The sequence below is a fragment of the Lacticaseibacillus porcinae genome (genome assembly GCF_003946305.1).
Taxonomy (GTDB): Bacteria; Bacillota; Bacilli; order Lactobacillales; family Lactobacillaceae; genus Lacticaseibacillus; species Lacticaseibacillus porcinae.
In genome coordinates this window covers 53,145-69,452 of record NZ_RHNS01000014.1, presented here as the reverse complement: position 1 = coordinate 69,452, position 16,308 = coordinate 53,145, and the positions used below count along the sequence as shown (strand labels likewise).

Here is a 16,308-nt window from a genome sequence, read left to right as displayed (position 1 = left end):
ACTTTATCAGAGAAATCAAAAGTGGTGAACCACGATTCCGTCGAATCATGATCCACCACTAAGGTTAGACTGTTTGTTTGTGTGTAAGGTATTTATCCGATCAGTTCTGTGACATGGTAGCACATTGATCAGATCTTTTGTTGGACATCATCGATATCCACGACGAGCATCCGCGTCAACCAAGGAAATTGGGACTTTTTGGCGTCAAAGTCAGCGCCTGATTCCACAAAGTGGCCGCGGCCAGCAACGTGAAAGCCAGCCCCTGGCCCTACAGTGCCCTCGACATCTTTAGAGCCGAAGGTCAACAACACATGGTTATCAGTGGGGAAATCCGCTTCGATGCTGTGCATACCAGCTGCTGGGATCAACAATTGCTGATTTTTAAGCGTGATATAAGACATCCACGTATTCACCACGTGAGCTGGGTTCGCGTTGATGGTGATGATGGTCACTGGGCCTTCGTGTTGCAACACTTCTAGAAACTTTGCGTCCATAAGCATCCCTCCTAGGTATCTGACTATTTAATTGTACGTCATTTAAATGTTACCGGATACATGCAAAATTGTCTATTTTATTATGTAATTCTGACATTTGCCGGCAAATGTCCTGCCCGATGTCGCCATTTTTGTGCTAAAATTGTCAGATAGACACAATCTCGAGGAGGAGCTTTGCATGTATACGCCAATTTGGAGTGCCACTACCGTCGAATTGGACCTCAGTCCGTTAAGTGCCCCGCCTGATCCTGAAGCAGGCGGCACGCAGTTGGCGATCATTCAATGTCGTCGCGATTGTTTATTACGGTTAAAAGGTCGTCCACTGGCCTTAAAAACTGGTGATGTGGTGTTGATCCACAATCCGATGCCAGCACAACTTGAAGCATACGGTGCCAACCGCCCACTGCAAGTGCGCTTTTTCATTTTGCCAGTGGCTAACACCGTGGGGATCGGGCCTAACGCCATGATCACTAGCTTTTTGCAAAGCACTGACACCGCCCACATCGTCTTTCGCCGCATCGCCCATGAACTCACCAACGGCTATTGCGAGCAACTCGCCCGCTTGATGTTGATGCAGCCGCAAGATGGTTACTTGCGTTATGAAGCATCGATGGTCGCCAACTTGTTGCTGACAGAATTGTCACGCGCGCGTTTGAATGCGATGATGATCATCGAATCCGACTTCCCAGAAGACAATTTGCGCGGTGCTGATAAAGCGCATCAAGTCGGCTTGATCCTCAATTACATCATGGCGCATATCGATTCTGTTACCTTGAAGTCGGCAGCGGAATATTTCGGTTATGAACCGAACTATTTCTCGCGGTTGTGCCACGACTTATTCAAAAAGCCATTCTCCGCAGAATTGCGCTTTATCCGCATGAACCAAGCCAAGAAAATGTTGGCGATGACGGCCCAATCTGTCGCTGAAATCGGCTTTAGCTTAGGTTATAAGAACCCGGCAAACTTCGACCACACCTTCAAAAAACAATTCGACATCACCCCAAGTGCTTACCGTCGCCAGGCGCAACTGGCACAAACCGATACAGATGTCCATTAAATGAAACGAGGTTCAGACATGAGTCGTCTGAACCTCGTTTTTAATTATCGACAACCGGCAACGACAACATATATTGGTAGATCAGTTGAGTTGTTGTGGGTTTTGATCGCCGATTTGTAAGGACACCTGCCAGCGCTTGTCAACGCGTGTGGCAAAGGCGACGTAATGTTCGTTGGTTTCCCAAGTATCAAAATCTAAGCGATAGCCGGCGTCAGCTTTTTGTAAGCCAGTTTCCATTAATAATGCTGTTTCAGGATAACCGTTTTTAGCGAGTTTTTGTAAAACCAGCCGTTCAACGTTACGTTGTTCGCGCGCTGCGTGACTGAATAAGGTGGTAATAACCATATGTGGTTACCTCCAAGTGAATTAATAAACCCATTTTAAGTCATGGCTGGCGCGTTGTTTCAAAGCTTAAGCAAGCTTAACGTGATCGCTTCGAGCTTAATAAAAATGTTATGAAATCCCGCCATCAGGCGACAGTGGACTAGCTCCGTTGCGGAACTGAAATCATCTCTCGTGGCCGGCCGACTGCAGAAATCGGCAAAGTACGCCGATGTTACGTTTTTACGTCGCATTCAAAGCCGAAACCCGCGTCTTTGAATTTGCCTGAAATAATAGCTAAGCCAGAAACCCGCTGTCTTAGCTATTATTTCTGCCACGTTCGATGATTTCAGTTCCTCCACTACGCTAGCCCACTGTCACCCGATGGCTACGTTGATATATCATGTTAAGTCATGTGAATGGCGTCGTAACATCAGCGTATTTGATTTGTAAACTGGCAAACTATCGAAGAAAATCTGTGGGCGGAGATGATTTGGCAAAACGGAGGTGAATTGGACAATTGCCTGTGGCAGTGAAATCAAGTGAAACGCCGGGTTTTGGCGGTTCGCGCGGATTTCACCGGCAAAAATTGAAACAAAGCGTTCTTCTTTGGTTCAATTTTTAGTCGCAAGAACATCGGCGGGCTTTGCCGATTTCTGCAGACGGCCGCACCGGCAACTTGTCCCATTCACCGCAGTGACGCCAAATCGTCGGAGCCCACAGATTTTCGTGCCGGAGGCATATTGGGATAGTTTGGTGAAACACTATCGTTGTCGGACATCATCATCAAAAAAGCGGTTGAGACGTGATGTCTCAACCGCTTCATTTCATTAAATACTGCAGCTTTCACAAGCGTTCGCGCCGATCTCTGAATCATCATCAGTGAAGGTGCGGATGTAGTAAATCGACTTGATCCCTTTCGCATGTGCGTAGTTACGGAGGATGTTCAAGTCACGAGTGGTCATTTTGTTGGTGCGACCATCTTTCCAAGGGTAAGTGCCTTCAGGGATGGTGGAGCGCATGAAGAAGGTCATCGACATGCCTTGATCGACATGTTGTTGGGCCGCGGCGTAAACGTCGACCACTTTGCACATGTTGGTATCATAAGCAGATTGATAATATGGCAAGGTATCGTTGGCCAAACCAGAAGCAGGGTAGTAAATCGTCCCGATGGTTTTTTCTTGGCGATCTTCGATACGGTTGACGATCGGATGCAAGCTGGAGCTAGTATCATTGATGTAAGAAATCGAACCGTTTGGTGCCACCGCCATGCGGTTTTGATGGTAGAGGCCATCTTTCATCACTGCGGCTTTAAGATCTGCCCAATCTGCTTTGGTGGGAATGTGGATGTTTTTGAATTGTTCAGCGACAGTGTCGAATTTGATCGACCAGTCTTGATCCAAATACTTATCAAAGTAGCTGCCGTCAGCGTATTTGGACGCTTCAAAGTTGTGGAACACCACACCGCGTTCGCGAGCGATTTGGTTAGAAGCTTTCAAGCTGTAGTAGTTGAGCAACAAGAAGTATTGGTTCGTGAAGTCCAATGATTCAGGGCTACCATAGTGCATGTGATGTTTGGCAAAATACGTGTGCAACCCCATGGCCCCTAAGCCAATGGAGTGAGCCAAGTCGTTACCATTTTGCACTGATGGCACCACGTCGATAGCGGAGTGGTCAGTGACATAAGTCAAAGCACGCACCATCGCGTCAACAGACTTTCCAAAGTCTGGGCTTTGCATCAAGTTCGGGATGTTGGTGGAGCCTAAGTTACAAGACACATCAGTCCCTAACACATCATATTCTTGGCGGTTGTTCAACACACTTGGGGTTTGCACTTGCATGATCTCAGAGCACAAGTTCGACATGATGATCTTCCCGGCGATCGGAGAAGCGTTGTTGGCAGTGTCCACGTTCATGATGTAAGGATAGCCGGATTCTTGTTGAAGTTTAGAAATTTCAGTTTCCAAATCACGGGCGCGGATCTTTTTCTTGGTGATGTTCGGGTTGGCGACCAGATTGTCGTATTCTTTGGTGATGTCGATGTAAGAAAATGGTTGACCGTATTCGCGTTCCACCGAATATGGGGAGAACAAGTACATGTCAGCGTCGGCTTTGACTAAGTCGTAGAACTTATCAGGCACGATCACCCCAAGGCTTAAGGTCTTTAAGCGATATTTTTCATCGGCGTTTTCTTTTTTCGCCCCTAAAAAGGCGATGATGTCAGGATGGAATACGTTCAAATACACAACGCCAGCGCCTTGGCGTTGGCCGAGTTGGTTGGAATAAGAAAAAGAATCTTCCAACAACTTCATCACTGGCAATACGCCAGATGCGGCGCCTTGGATCCCTTTGATCGGGGCGCCGCCTTCACGTAAGTTCGACAGCGTGATGCCGACACCACCGCCGATACGAGAGAGTTCCAACGCTGAGTTGACTGCCCGGCCGATTGAATTCATATCATCAGAGACTTGCAGCAAGAAACAAGACACCAATTCACCACGACGAGCGCGTCCAGCGTTTAAGAAAGATGGTGTCGCTGGTTGATAACGTTGGTGGATCATTTCATCAGCAAGGCTTTGAGCGAGTTGTTCATCACCGTCAGCGAAGAACAAGGCATTAGCAAACACGCGGTCTTCAAATGATTCCAAGTAGTGGTCGTTGTCATCAGTTTTCAACGCATATTGGGCGTAGAACTTGTAGGCGGCCATAAAGGATTGGAAGTGGAAGTTTTGTGCAGCCAAGTAGTCGCGAAGTTGTTCCATGAATTCAAGGGAATACTTGCTTAAGAATTCCGCTTCATAGTAGTTGTGATCGACTAAATAATCGAGGCGATCTTTAAGGCTGTCGAAAGTTAAGGTGTTAGGATCGACATTTTCCTTGAAGAAAGCAGCTAAGGCTTCCTTGTCTTTGGCCAACGGGATCTGCCCATTCACCGGAATATTAATTTCATTATTGAGTTTGAAATACGTCACTTGTTCTGGATCAATGGCTTTGAGGCCCATGGCGAACGCTCCTTTGTTTTTTAGCATTGAGAATAATGCTATGATACTGTATATTGTGGTTACGGTCAATCTGCAAACAATATCTTGCGGTTTTTGGCTTGTGCGTAGCTGTGGTAAAATTTACGCGCAACTGACATTTTAACGTCAATTCAGAGAGGATGCACATCAATTATGGAAAATTATCAGGCAATCAACTGGGACCGCGTTTCTGACGCTGTCGATAAAGCAACTTGGGAAAAATTAACAGAGCAGTTCTGGTTGGATACCCGCGTACCAGTATCCAATGATATGGACGACTGGCGCGAACTTGATTCAACGCATCAATGGGTGGTCGGCCATGTCTTTGGCGGCTTGACTTTGCTCGACACGGTGCAAAGCCAAGACGGCATGCGCGCGTTGACGACAGGTGCCATCACCCCACATGAAAAAGCGGTCCTCAACAACATCCAATTCATGGAATCTGTCCATGCAAAGTCGTATTCGACGATTTTCTCCACGTTAAACACCCAACCTGAAATTGATGAAATTTTCCAATGGTCTGACTCTGAAGAATATTTACAAAACAAAGCGAAGTGGATCGTTGACTTATATCGCAATGACCCAGATCCATTGCACAAAAAAGTCGCCAACGTGTTCTTGGAAACTTGCTTGTTCTACTCCGGCTTCTACACCCCACTGTATTATTTAGGCAACAACAAGCTGAACAACGTCGCAGAAATCATTAAGCTGATCTTGCGTGATGAATCTGTGCATGGCACTTACATCGGCTACAAATATCAAATCGCATATAACCAATTGTCTGCCGCTGAAAAGCAAAAACAAGACGACTGGGCTTACGACTTGTTGTACAAGCTTTACGCCAACGAAGAAAAATATGCGGCGCTTTGCTACGACCAAGTGGGCTGGACCAAAGAGGTGATGACCTTTGTCGAATATAATGCCAACAAAGCATTGATGAACCTCGGCAAAGACAGCATGTTCCCAACCACCGCTTCAGACGTTAACCCGATCATCATGAACGGGATCAACACCACCACGTCTAACCATGACTTCTTCTCTCAAGTCGGCAACGGCTACTTGTTAGGCCAAGTCGAAGCGATGAGTGATGATGATTACAACATTGATGTGATCTCTGATCCAACTGCGGGGGATGACAAATGATCAATTTATTTTATGTTTCGATTTCCGGTAACACTCGCGCGTTTGTCAAGCGGTTGTGTGCCTACGCCGATCAACAACACGCTAAAAACCCTGACGCCTATCAAATTAATCCAGTAGAATATTCTGAATCTGTCGATGTCAGCATCATGGATCACCCATTTTTTGCCATGGTGCCCACTTATTTAGATGGTGGAGACGGCATCAACAATGGTTACAAAGAAGTGATGACGCTAGATTTTCGCGATGAACTCGACGCTGGCAACACAGAGAATTTGCTTGGCATCGTCGGTTCTGGTAACCGTAACTTCAACGCGCAGTTCGGTTTGACGGCCAAGCACTATGCGCGCCGGTTCAATTCTCCAGTGATCGGGTTGTTTGAACTACGCGGCAATGATGAAGAAGCCGCTAAGATCTACACGGCTTTAGTCAACTATCAAAAAGATTTCGAACAACGTGGCGTCAAACGTGCCTTGACGCATTAATAACGATCTTCAAAGGCTAGGACGTCAAGATGTCCTAGCCTTTTTTCTACTAATCTACTTTTTGTACGAATGCATTAAGGGTGCCTCATTATTTGTTCGACCAGAGACATCGATACATCTGTGAAGTGATTTGAAATTGGGACGGAAGCTGGCCGCTGGTGCATATTGAGAATACTGTTAGCGACTTGTCGCTTACAGTATTCCGCAGGTCGAAATCTGGCGAGTGGGGAGCGTAGCGATACCTCTCGGCTAGTTCGGCCGAGGACCCTCTATATGCACCGGCGGCCAGCTGGAGTCCCAGATTTAAATCACTGGCCCTTCATACTAAAAATGAGAACTTTCTTGCTGAAAACTTATTTAAAGAAAGTGCTTGACCGCCTTTGATTGTTTGGTTAGGCTGGAAGTATTCGAGCATTATTGGAGGAGATTTTACACATGAAGTGGCAAACTATGCGCAAAGCCTTGCTAGGTGCGGCATTAACCGCAAGCATCGCGTTACTGGCAGCATGCGGCAACAGCGCAAGCAACAAAACAACTGGTACCTTTAAAGACGACTTGGTTACCAAAGATACGTTGACCATCGGTTTGGAAGGCACTTACAAACCTTATTCTTACCGTCAAAACAACAAATTAGTCGGCTTTGAAGTTGATCTTGGCAAAGCCGTCGCCAAGCAAATGGGCGTCAAAGCAGAATTCAAGCCAACGAAATGGGATTCACTGATCGCCGGTCTTGGTGCTGGGAAGTTTGATTTGGTGTTGAACAACATCACCCAAAGCCCAGAACGCGCCAAAAGCTACTTGTTCTCTGATGTTTATACCTATTCTCATTACGTGTTGATCTCACCAACGAGCAAGCCGATCACCAAAATCGCAGATATCAAAGGAAAGAAGTTAGGGGAATCCACCGGCTCTGACAATGCGATCGTGGCGAAGAAGTATGGCGCTACCGTTGTACCAGTCGAAAACTTCACCACTGACTTGCAAATGATCAAAGATGGCCGCATCGACGCGAACATCAACGCCGCCCCATCTTGGTATGCGTATAAAGCGGATCACGCGACTGATGGCTTGACGATGACAGAATTACCAAGTTCTGAAGTGCCACCAGCTAAAGTTTCTGGGTTGTTGAACAAGAAATCGACCAAGCTGCAAAAACGCGTCAACAAAGCCTTGAAAGTGTTACGTCAAAACGGCACCTTGAAGCAGTTATCGATGAAGTACTTCGGTGCTGACATTACCAAATAGTGATGAAAATCATTGACTAAAATGCGTTTCGATGAAATTGCGCCTCAAATGACTGAGGCGCAACTTTTTTTGTGAGGATGTTTTCCGAAAAAAGTTGATTTTAATGGGGAAGAAAGGGATTACTAGTGAGTGCTCGATGATGTTGAAATAGCGTTTACGTCAAGCTAGTCCATTAATTGCATAGCCTTTATCTTTACTAAATATAGGCGTATAATTTAGCGATAATTGTGCAATAGAGATCTTCTATTTTGGGAGGATTACGTGTGAATATGGATCCGGGAGACAACGTTGCGACCTTGGGGACAGCGCCGCTTGATGCGCCGTTGTGGTTTGCGCAACTTTTGATCACCTTTATGTTTGCCACCGGCTTTATCAATTATTACCGCCGGATCTGGCAAGTTGCCAATAATTGGTTTCAAGATAAGCCGGTATATAAATGGTTGATCCGCGTGGTCGTCGCGTTGGTTGCGATCGGTATTGGGACTAGCTTACATATGGTCGGGTGGTTGGTATTTACCAACGCCACTGGTTTAATGTTTCATAATATGGGGTTGTTTGTCCTGACCTTTATTTTGCTTGATGAGCATGTGACATGGTGGGAATATGGCCTGCGAGTGGCAGGGGTCGCTGATGTGTGGTTGATGCATCATATGGATTATTTTGATCGCCCAGAATTTGTGCTTTCAGCTGTCGGTGCGGTGATCGGGTTGTCGGTGTTGTGGTTGTGGCGCAACCAGATCCGCTTTCGGGTTTGGCGGCATATCGGCGTCTACATGTTTTTAGGGATCTGCTTTTGGACGTTGTTGCCACCGCACTCTGCAGGATTGACGGTGACACCGGCGATCATCATTCAAGGGTTATCGATGTATTTTGTGATGGTGGTGGTGACGGCGATCACGTTAAGTCGCGATCACAAACTCGATATTAAAAATGCCGTCAATGCACAACTAGCCCAGTATGATTCATTGACCAATGCCAAAAGTGCCTCGATTTATCGCCGTGATGTCACACATTTCTTTCAAGAAGCCCATGATGACGGCCATTACTTAACCGTTGCAGCGATCGATATCGATCATTTTAAACAGATCAATGATCATTATGGCCATTTAGCCGGCGATGATGTGTTGATCGGCGTCGCTCGCAGTATCGATGCAGAACTATCGCGGCATGAAGGCCAACATTCGCTATACCGAACTGGTGGGGAAGAATTTAATATTGTGTTTGTCGATGTCTCGCTAGCTGCGGTGCAAGCAATTGTGACTGCCGTTTGGCAAACAGTTCAAGACCAACAATTTGATGCAGGCGCGTACACGATCAAAACGACCCTTTCGATCGGCGTTGCGGAACTGCATCCCGAAGATCAAAGTTTTGACGATGTGTTTGCGCGAGCCGATGCTTCACTTTATCAAAGTAAACACAACGGCCGCAACGCCATTACCATCGGGGATCTGACTTTGAATTCGAAGGTGTTACATCATGTGATGGCAACGCGTACCTTGATCAGTCAATCAGTATTAGATGCCACCCTTGATGGCACACCGATCCAAGCACAAGAGGTGTTACTCGCGCGCTATGAATATGATCATGATCGGTGGAATTTTCCCAGTGATTTTGTGATTCCAATTGATGTGCAGCTTAATTATATCCGTGAATTACTTGCCACTGGGGTCACGCATCGCGTGATGATGCATTTGTCGACGTTGCAGTTCAGTCATGTTGAAACCCCTGCGCGGTTGACGGCATTTATCGCCGGGGAGCCAATGGATGTGAAGCTGATGGTGGAGGTGGATCATAATATTGATGTGGCAGTGTTAGCAGAAAATGCCGCCCGTTATCAACAAGTTGGTATTGAAGTCGGCTTAGTGAACTTAGACGCTCGCAAGTCGTTGGCCACGCTGAAAGCTCGCTTACCTTATGTGAATATGATCAAGCTCTCTTGCGCCAGTGTCCGTGATCGTTATCCAGAAGGCCTTTCAGATCCGCAAGTGCAGACTTGGGAAGATACTGTGCGGCCACATCACTTAAAAGTGGTGATCAATGGCATCGAGAATTCACAAGACGCCGCCTTTGTTCGCGAGAAATTGCATGTGCAATATTTGCAAGGCTATTACTATGATCGACCAGAGCTGCCGAGACTCGCCTAGTCAAAATCCGGTTCAACCCTTAACGCTGAAGGGTGAATCGGATTTTTTTAATTTAAATCACCATGGGTCGAATTCACCAAATCATTGAGTAAGCCCCATAATTCAGTGTTTTTTGATTGGACGCCATCAAGCATTTGAGTCAATATGCCAGTGTAGCCGGAATAGTTTTCGCTGACGCCTAATACGATCGGCGCCAACGTGGCTAAATCAATGTCATCAAACAACAGTGTTTGTCGTTTGAAGTGTCGATTTTGAGGGATGAGCTTATCTAATAAGATAATGCCAGGCACCAAGCGACCTAAATCAGCAAGGTCTAAAACTTGCAAGCTACGGAAAATATGATAAAAGCAAAAAAATGCTAACCGTTTGCGCTGCCGATAAGACATCACTAAACCGACTTCAAAGTCAGGAGTAGGGTCAGGTAGCGCCGCTTGATCGGCAATGACATCACCGATTTCAGGATGGCGCTTGCCATAAGCGACGGCGCGGTCGACTGCACTTTTCACCATTGGCGCCACAGTTGGAAAGTCTGTCGCCGTTTGAAAAAAGACTTGATCTGTCGCAATGATGTTTCGTGCAGACATTGAAAAATCACGCGGTCGCAAGTCTTTTCGGCTTCGCGGTAACAGTTGTTCGGTTAAGAAATCTTCATTGTCGTTCCGCGCCATGCGCATCATCACTAAAATCAGCAACCGTTGTGGGACAGTTAATGGCATCAAGTAAGTTTCAGACATGTAAGCTCCTCCTAGTGGTATACTGAAAGAAAAATTTGCGAGGTGTCTTATGAGTTACGAAGTCGATTTTAAAAATGTTTCCACCATTGGGCTAGAATCTTCACCTAATGCTGAAGCGTTAGCAGGTTTGCGCGCCAACGAAGCGCGGTATTTCTGGAACAAATATAAAATTCACTTTGTCACTGAGCCGGCAGCTGAGAAGCCGGAACTCATCGCCTATGTGAATGCGATTTTAAGTGAACGTGACTTACACTTTGCGGCTAAACCTTTGGAAGTCAGTCAAAATATCGTCGATGGTGTGAAGTGGACCCATGTGTTTTATGAAGATGGCCTAGGGATCAACGTCTTGTATACGGAAGCCGTTGGCGGCAAGCGTGCTGTCGGTATCAAATTATCAGACGGTATGGACGTGCCAGCAGAGCTCGTCGGGAAATTCAAATTCGCCCATCAAAAATCCAAGCTTGCCGGGGTCATTCGCGGCAGCTTCTTCGTGATCAAAGGCGAATACTAAAAATGTAGCCAAAGGCAAGACCCAACTCGGTCTTGTCTTTTTTAATACCTTCGCTGTCTGGCATCGTAAGGGTTTCATGCCGCCATCAGGCGACAGTGGGCTAGCTCCGTTGCGGAACTGAAATCATCTCTCGTGGCCGGCCGGCTACAGAGATCGGCAAAAAGCGCCGATGCTCTTTCGCCTAAATTTCAAGCCAAGAAAATCGCTTGTCTTGAAATTTACCTGAAATATTAGCGAAGCCAGAAACCCGCTGTCTTAGCTAATATTTCTGCCACGTTCGATGATTTCAGTTCCTCCACTACGCTAGCCCACTGTCACCCGATGGCTACCAAACACGTTACGTCTATGTGGATATCACGTTTAGTCAGATGAATGACGTCGTATATCAGCGTATTTGATTTTTAAGCCAGAAATATCAATGTAGAAAATCTGTGGACGGAGATCAAAAGCGTGGAGGCGGGCTAGTCATCAGCCGTGGGGCGCTTAGCGATTTATCGCTTAGCGCCCAGCGAGAAGGAGATCCACTTTGCGTTTATGAGCAAAGCGAATGCAAAGTTAGCTCCGACGAGCGTCATTGCGTTCCATGACTAGCCCGCCGGAACGCTTTTGATCGGAGTCCACAGATTTTCGTGCCGGAGGCAAGTTGGTATAGCTAGTTTGAATAGAAAATTCACACTGACGCTGCCGGATGTTGCTTGTATCAAGCATACGCCCAACCACATCAAAAAAGCGAATTTGAAGCTTGTGAAATGGATTGCACGCCAGTCTTGGGAGCGGTACACTTTTTGTATCAGACTGGGGGAGCAGCATGATAACGAATTGGATAATTTGGTCATTCATCGCGTCAATTTTGACCAATATGATTTTAGTCAGCGGCGTTTTAGCGTTGATTTATTATGTCGGCGAGAAAAAGTCTGGCTGGGTATTCCAACATCATGATCATATTCAAATCATGCTGTGTTGGGTGTTTACACTGTATTTATTTTTAATGTCAGCAGTCAACGGCAACGGCTCCGGGACTTTTTGGGGCGGGCATTGGACCTTCTTCAACGAAATGATCATTGTCAGCTTCGTGTTTAATCTCTTGATGGTGTCGCGGGTGCACTGGCTTGGCGGCGCGTTGGCAACATTTGGTTATATGATCTATTTGCCAGGCGCTGCTCATCCGATGCGATGGGTGTTGACCACGATCATTGTGGCGATCCAGTACTTCTTGACGATAAAAGGGACTCAAGTTTGGCATCGCCGAGCAGTGATCTATCCATTATTATTCACCTATGGCGGGATCGCTTTGGTGGATATGGCGATCGGTGCAGCACCGAAAGATAGTTGGTTTTGGACGCGGCAAGTCGTGGCTTGGGTGATTTTAGCGGTGGCGACGTATGAATATGCGCGGATGTTGGTGCAGTTGCGACGACGCAACAATCGCTATCAAGAAGAAGCAGTGCGCGATCGCATGACTGGCTTGAAAAACTTCGGGACGTTTAACACCGAGTTGCAACAACTGTATCAAAAACATCAAGCCACAGGGCAAAGCTTTTGGTTGTTTGAATTAGATGTGGATCATTTCAAGGCTATCAATGATACTTACGGTCATTTAGTCGGAAACACCGTATTGGAAACTGTCGCCAAAGTCACGTTAGACTACGCGCATAGTCTTCCTTATAACACAGCGGTTTATCGCATGGGTGGCGAAGAGTTTTGCTTATTGCTGCGCGACGGGCATGATGATGAACAAGCCGCTAAAGCGATCGGGGAAGAATTGCGACATCGCCTGGCAAGCTTAATTTTTCATGGTGAAGACGGGACCCCTTTTCACATCACGGTGTCAGTTGGGGCTGAGTATGCCGATCCTGAAGACAAACATTATCTTGATATTTATAACCGCGTGGATCAGTTCTTGTATGCGGTGAAGCGCAGTGGTCGTGATGGCTTGAATATTCACGGTCGTACGTTTCGGTTAGTGAAGTGACAAAACTGTTCGTAGGCAAACCGGCTCACAGATGCGATAATTAATTTATTAAAAGCGGCGGGTTACCGCGAAATACAAGGAGCGATACTTATGCGCAAAGCAATCATCGGCGTCATCGTTTTAGTCATTGTGGCATTAGGTGGCTACAAAGTGTATAGCTATTGGAATTCCACTTACAACGGCACCACAAACTACGCCATTGTGCCGACTGCCGTGAAGCACAAGTCTAAAACCGACAAAGGCAAAGACTACAAGCAAAATGGTCAACAATTTTACTACTACAAGTATGACTTCAAGTGGGCCAACGCCGACGGCAAAACCAAGTCTGTTTCTTGGGAATCTGCCGAAAGTACGAATCCAACACCTTTGCAAGCAGGCAGTTACGTTACCGCGCAAGTTTCTGCTAAGCGGGTCACCAAAGGCATGAAGAATATCGATAAATCAGAAGTGCCGGCCAAAGCATTGTCTGCACTTGAATAATCGTAACGCGTCTCACTGAAAATAGTGAGGCGTTTTTGTTTGGGGAAGAATGATCATCACTGGGATACGTCGAGCTTTTTGAAACAACGTCGACACAGATAGCCTAACTCAGTGAACTGAACCGAACCCGGGTTCAATTCACTGAGTTAGGCTATCTGGTCAGCTAAGTGCATTTCGAAAAGCTCTGGCCACGTCGTGATGTTCAAAACAACGTCGGCACTGCTAGCTCTCGGCAGCCTTCACGCATCAAAACGCTGGGACAACCTCGAGTTATTCAAAGCAACGCACCTACGGATAGCTACGCATGAGGCTTTAAGCCAAAACCATGCTTAAAGCCTCACGCTAGGCTACCCTTGGTGCTAAGTACGCCTTGAAGAACTCTGGGACACAAAAAGACGCCACCATGCGCTTGGTGGCGTAAATCAATGGCACTTTGTGGCCTTTGATGATGTTAATATAACATGTTTCCGCTTTCTTATCACGTTTCACTCGTGAATTTTGAAATTCCTTAATATCTCAAATACAACTTGTGATCAGGTAAATTGTGATCGATCAACATCGCTTGGGCGCGTTTGCGGAGTTTGGTGTTGCCCATCACCACTTTGTAGCCGGCCATTTCTTTTAAGGTGTCTAACCCGCTTGAATCAGTTCCTGAGAAAAAGCGCCAATTCAGTTCTGCTAAAAAGGTGGTCGCATTCTTCAAATCATTCCCGCGCAACCCCGCATCTCGTGCTTCTTGCCAGACAATCGGCAAGGCTTGCGTTTCTTTGAAGTCTTTTTCCAAGTGATGTTGGTATCTCAACAACCGCGGGTAAGTGCGCTGCGTGGCTGTGAGATAAGGCAGTAAGTTTTGTTTTTGCGTGTGATAAGAGAAACTGTCTTTGGTCAAGTTTACGACGCCATAGATCCCAGGGGTTTCTGAGAAACTAGCCGAGACGATTTCTTTGGTCGGATATTTTTTGCTGGGATCTGCAGAAATATCTTGTGCGTGAATGTGTCCTGAGAAAACGACGGGGACTTTATATTCCGCCAACAACTTCCGCAACGCACCAGCATTATCTAAGGTCCAGCCGACGGAATGCGCATTGTGATCATACAAATTGTGATGCATGAAGACTAAGGTTTGACGGTGTTGTTTTTTGGCTGTTTCTAAACGTTGGCGAATCCAATTTAAAGTCGTTGAACGCAGGCGACCGCCAGTCATCGGTTGAATATTTGAAGGCTGGACCGTGTAAATATTGTCATCGAGCATCAACAGTTGATAGTTTTGGTTCAAGTTCACGGCATAACTCAATGAATCGGCGTCTTCAGAAGCTTCATGTTGGTAGCCGTCGCTGAAGATCTTTCGCCAAGCTTCAGGGGATATCTGCGTCGTTTTGTATTGTTCTTTGCCTTTGAATTTGCGCGCCCAACCATCATAAATGTCATGGTTGCCAGGGATGATCAACACATGGATCCCAGCGTTTTGCAAGGGACGCAGGCGCTTTGCGATGCTTTGGGCGCTGGCAAGTTCCCCATTCAAGGTGACATCACCAGTAATGATCACTGCAGTGGGCTTTTGCTTCAACGCTTCTTGAACAAACGCGTGGATCGCGACGGGTTGATCGGTGAGATCTTTGCCAGCAGCGGAGCCGTTGATCACTTGCCAAGCGTGTTTTTGGTCATGTAAACTTGGCGCGATAAAGTGGGTATCGCTGGTGACCCACAAAATCGGCTTTGATTCATTCGATAATACTGGTTCGTGATCAGTGCTTTGCGGATAACAAAAAGCCAGTGCAGCGGCAAAACCGCACATGGCCACTAAGCTGGCGATGATAGCAACGAAACGTTTCACGTGAGAACTCCCCTAACGAATCCCTTTTCTTCTATATATTGTAGCGCAGTTTCGACCACAAGCCTAGACGAAACGGCGGGTTTCATTGGGTACAAGGCAATTTTTTCAAAGGTGTTTGGTGGCTTCGCGCACCGCGAGTTTAGAAAGTTCATGATGGGCGTGAATAAAGGCTTTGACCCATTGCGCATCAGTCCTGGCATATTGCCTCAGCGCCCAGCCAATTGCTTTTTGGATAAAGAATTCGTCAGTTTGTAAATCATAGTCGATCACTTGGGTGAGCAATTGCACATCAGTTTCTGATTTTGCGGACAACTGTAAGGTGATTGCCACCCGTCGCAACCAAAAATCATCTTGTCCGTAGAACAACGCCCAAATTTTTGGCATATCTTCGTAGTGATGCTTTAAGTAAAGCCAAAAAATCGGCCGCAAGTTATCAACAGTGTCCCACCAAGGCTTCACTGTGATATAGCCGGCGAGAGTTTGAATACCGTCAAAATCAAAGCGCGTTGCATATTTGCGAGCTAAGTCTAAGGCCGCGTATTGATATTCGCGCTCAGGTCGTGCGTATAAGTCAGCGAATGCCTCGAGGAGTTGGCCTTGATCCCAGTTTTTGGCTTGTTGCAATAAAGGCTTTTCTTGAAGCTTACGTTCAGGAGACTTCAACCCCACAAACGTGAATTGATCGCGCATATAGGCGCTCATGGCTTGGGCATTGTGTGGATCACCAACAAATTGAAAATCTAGCATAGGTTCCTCCAAAGAAATTGAGAGCTACTGTGAATGCTGCGCGGTTACTGATTACTCGCTAATTGTAGCACGATGATGTCAAAGCTTGTGATAGGAGGGTGCTGTTGAGTTAACGAAAAAATGA

Annotated in this window: 14 protein-coding genes; 8 read left to right on the top strand and 6 right to left on the bottom strand. The window is 46.5% G+C overall.

The window, feature by feature from the left end; translation table 11 throughout:
* Positions 1–128: 128 nt before the first annotated feature.
* Positions 129–494: a pyridoxamine 5'-phosphate oxidase family protein gene (locus EKM92_RS10610; RefSeq protein ID WP_125710597.1), complete on the bottom strand. Its 366-nt coding sequence runs from the start codon at positions 492–494 to the stop codon at positions 129–131.
* A 178-nt stretch (positions 495–672) separates the two neighbouring features.
* Between EKM92_RS10610 and EKM92_RS10605 the strand changes: the two genes are divergently transcribed.
* Positions 673–1,551 carry a helix-turn-helix transcriptional regulator gene (locus tag EKM92_RS10605; protein WP_056964718.1) on the top strand — a complete coding sequence of 293 codons (879 nt, stop codon included), beginning with the start codon at positions 673–675 and terminating at the stop codon, positions 1,549–1,551.
* Positions 1,552–1,632: 81 nt separating this feature from the next.
* Here the strand turns inward: EKM92_RS10605 and EKM92_RS10600 are convergent, their stop codons facing one another.
* Complete coding sequence (locus tag EKM92_RS10600) at positions 1,633–1,896, bottom strand: hypothetical protein (RefSeq protein WP_125710596.1); 264 nt, start codon at positions 1,894–1,896, stop codon at positions 1,633–1,635.
* Between the two features lie 806 nt (positions 1,897–2,702).
* Entirely contained in the window at positions 2,703–4,874 is a 2,172-nt protein-coding gene (nrdE, locus tag EKM92_RS10595; protein ID WP_125710594.1) for a class 1b ribonucleoside-diphosphate reductase subunit alpha, read from the bottom strand.
* A gap of 171 nt (positions 4,875–5,045) precedes the next feature.
* On the opposite strand from nrdE, the gene nrdF reads away from it, so the two are divergent.
* The 4 genes from nrdF to EKM92_RS10575 all read left to right on the top strand — a co-directional run bounded on the left by nrdF (position 5,046) and on the right by EKM92_RS10575 (position 9,906).
* The gene (nrdF, locus tag EKM92_RS10590; protein ID WP_125710592.1) at positions 5,046–6,035 is read left to right on the top strand and encodes a class 1b ribonucleoside-diphosphate reductase subunit beta; all 990 of its coding nucleotides are present in this window, start codon (positions 5,046–5,048) and stop codon (positions 6,033–6,035) included.
* Positions 6,032–6,517: a class Ib ribonucleoside-diphosphate reductase assembly flavoprotein NrdI gene (locus EKM92_RS10585; RefSeq protein WP_125710590.1), complete on the top strand. Its 486-nt coding sequence runs from the start codon at positions 6,032–6,034 to the stop codon at positions 6,515–6,517. The genes nrdF and EKM92_RS10585 overlap by 4 nt, the downstream gene beginning before the upstream one ends.
* Before the next feature lie 435 nt (positions 6,518–6,952).
* Positions 6,953–7,762 carry a transporter substrate-binding domain-containing protein gene (locus EKM92_RS10580; protein WP_125710588.1) on the top strand — a complete coding sequence of 270 codons (810 nt, stop codon included), beginning with the start codon at positions 6,953–6,955 and terminating at the stop codon, positions 7,760–7,762.
* Positions 7,763–8,031: 269 nt separating this feature from the next.
* Positions 8,032–9,906, top strand: a complete 1,875-nt coding sequence (locus EKM92_RS10575) for a sensor domain-containing diguanylate cyclase (RefSeq protein WP_225420790.1) — start codon at positions 8,032–8,034, stop codon at positions 9,904–9,906.
* 47 nt (positions 9,907–9,953) lie between these two features.
* Here EKM92_RS10575 and EKM92_RS10570 read toward each other — a convergent pair whose 3' ends face one another.
* Entirely contained in the window at positions 9,954–10,640 is a 687-nt protein-coding gene (locus EKM92_RS10570; protein ID WP_125710584.1) for a hypothetical protein, read from the bottom strand.
* Between the two features lie 49 nt (positions 10,641–10,689).
* Between EKM92_RS10570 and EKM92_RS10565 the strand changes: the two genes are divergently transcribed.
* The 3 genes from EKM92_RS10565 to EKM92_RS10555 all read left to right on the top strand — a co-directional run bounded on the left by EKM92_RS10565 (position 10,690) and on the right by EKM92_RS10555 (position 13,603).
* Complete coding sequence (locus EKM92_RS10565) at positions 10,690–11,151, top strand: phage tail protein (protein WP_125710582.1); 462 nt, start codon at positions 10,690–10,692, stop codon at positions 11,149–11,151.
* A gap of 808 nt (positions 11,152–11,959) precedes the next feature.
* Positions 11,960–13,123 carry a GGDEF domain-containing protein gene (locus EKM92_RS10560; protein ID WP_125710580.1) on the top strand — a complete coding sequence of 388 codons (1,164 nt, stop codon included), beginning with the start codon at positions 11,960–11,962 and terminating at the stop codon, positions 13,121–13,123.
* Between the two features lie 90 nt (positions 13,124–13,213).
* A complete protein-coding gene (locus tag EKM92_RS10555) occupies positions 13,214–13,603 on the top strand; it encodes a DUF1093 domain-containing protein (RefSeq protein WP_125710578.1) in 390 nt (129 codons plus the stop codon).
* Positions 13,604–14,111: 508 nt separating this feature from the next.
* On the opposite strand, the gene EKM92_RS10550 is transcribed toward EKM92_RS10555, so the two are convergent.
* Both EKM92_RS10550 and EKM92_RS10545 read right to left on the bottom strand, forming a co-directional pair.
* Positions 14,112–15,398 (bottom strand): metallophosphoesterase, encoded by a 1,287-nt coding sequence (locus EKM92_RS10550; RefSeq protein WP_125710603.1) that lies wholly within the window; start codon positions 15,396–15,398, stop codon positions 14,112–14,114.
* A 144-nt stretch (positions 15,399–15,542) separates the two neighbouring features.
* Complete coding sequence (locus EKM92_RS10545) at positions 15,543–16,184, bottom strand: DNA alkylation repair protein (protein WP_125710576.1); 642 nt, start codon at positions 16,182–16,184, stop codon at positions 15,543–15,545.
* Between the last annotated feature and the right edge of the window lie 124 nt (positions 16,185–16,308).